This window comes from Phytoactinopolyspora endophytica (genome assembly GCF_004138495.1).
Taxonomy (GTDB): domain Bacteria; phylum Actinomycetota; class Actinomycetes; order Jiangellales; family Jiangellaceae; genus Phytoactinopolyspora; species Phytoactinopolyspora endophytica.
Genome location: NZ_ML142862.1, coordinates 62301 through 63697, shown reverse-complemented (window position 1 = coordinate 63697; position 1397 = coordinate 62301). Strand labels below are relative to the sequence as shown.

Below are 1397 nucleotides of genomic sequence, written 5' to 3'. Positions count from 1 at the left end.
GCCGACGGAGCGGGCAGTGCGGGACGTGGTGATCGCCCTCAACGAGCGGGTCAAGGATCATCTGCGCTCGCCGTCCGGCCCTCAGATCGCGGTGCCACTCGCCAACGCGGACGAGATCGTCGACCAATGGCGAGCGTGGCGGGCAGCGGACCTGGCCGCTGCGGACGCCGGTGAACCCGCCACTCAGGCCGAGTCCACGCCGGCTCCGACGCCGAGCTCGTCGGACCAGCGTGGTCGATGGTGGCGAAGGTTCTCTCGTCGCCGTCGTGAGGGATGACAGCCCTCACGGGGGGTCAGTCAGTAGGGCGGCTCGTTGGCGCCCTGTGGAAGCTCTCAGACCTCGCCGCCATGCTCTGGCCCGGCTGCCGGTTCGCGGGCCAGCGCGGCTCGGCCGCCGTCGACCGGGATGACCGCTCCGCTGATGAAACTGGCCTGGTCGGAGAGCAGGTACGCGATAGTGGCGGCGGCCTCGTCCGGTTGGCCGACCCGTTCGAGTGCGTGCAGCCGCTCCGTTTCCCGAGCCCACGTTGCGCCGCGTGCCGGACCGAGCTGTGCGATGTCGTTGACATACCGCTCGACGGCGATCGTCCCCAGCGCGACGGCGTTGGCGCGGATTCCGTACTGGCCGTAGTCGACGGCGACGGCCCGGGTGAGCCCTTCGATGCCGGCTTTCGCAGTGGCGTAGGGCAGGCAGCCCGGCACCGGCCGTTGCGCCTGGTGTGAGGAGACGTTGACGATGGACCCCCCGATTCCGGCGGACAGGAACGACCGGACGGCGGCCGCACAGCCGGTGACGGCCATTCGGAGGTTGACGCCGATCGAGTCGAGTACCGCGCTGATCTGCTCCGTGTGAAGCGACGCATCCCGGAGGACCGCTGCGTTGTTCACCCAGCCGGCCAGAGGCGCGCGTGAGCGTGCGCGTTCGGCGGCGTGAGCGCAGACGGCCTCGTCGTCGGCGCTGCCGATGACCGGCTCGATACGGTCCTTGGCCGGATGGTCGTCGATCCAGTCGAGAAGATTCGGATCGAGCTCCACGATGACGGCATGACCGCCGGCGCCGAGGACCCGTTCCACGACGGCCCGCCCGACGCCACGCCCGCCTCCTGTCACGACATGCGATGCCTCAACCATCATTGCTCCCGACGCCGATCCCGTAGCTTCCGCTGATGACGGCCGCCAGCAGCGCCGCGACGAGCACGATCCAATGACGCCGCGCCACCGCGCTGCCCCAGCGATCGAACATATGAGAGACGATATCCATGTGCACGAGACGGTTGAGTCGTGGCCTGACGGCGAATGGGTCGTCCGCCGCATCACGGGCAGTTCATCGACCAAGCCCTACCGATGTCCAGGCTGTGACCAGCTGATCCAGCCGGCCACACCGCACGTCGTGGCCT

1 protein-coding gene and 1 pseudogene are annotated in these 1397 nt (G+C 69.1%); one reads left to right on the top strand and one right to left on the bottom strand.

What is annotated here, in order from left to right:
* Positions 1-277 (top strand): annotated as a pseudogene (locus tag ELR45_RS38860) (DnaJ family domain-containing protein); the annotation flags it as partial.
* A gap of 56 nt (positions 278-333) precedes the next feature.
* On the opposite strand, the gene ELR45_RS23535 reads toward ELR45_RS38860, so the two are convergent.
* Complete coding sequence (locus ELR45_RS23535; protein WP_129668524.1) at positions 334-1131, bottom strand: SDR family NAD(P)-dependent oxidoreductase; 798 nt, start codon at positions 1129-1131, stop codon at positions 334-336.
* Positions 1132-1397 lie beyond the last annotated feature (266 nt).

Coding starts and splice junctions, on each gene's coding strand:
- ELR45_RS23535 (WP_129668524.1), bottom strand. CDS start 1,131: ATGGTTGAGGCATCGCATGTCGTGACAGGAGGCGGGCGTGGCGTCGGG.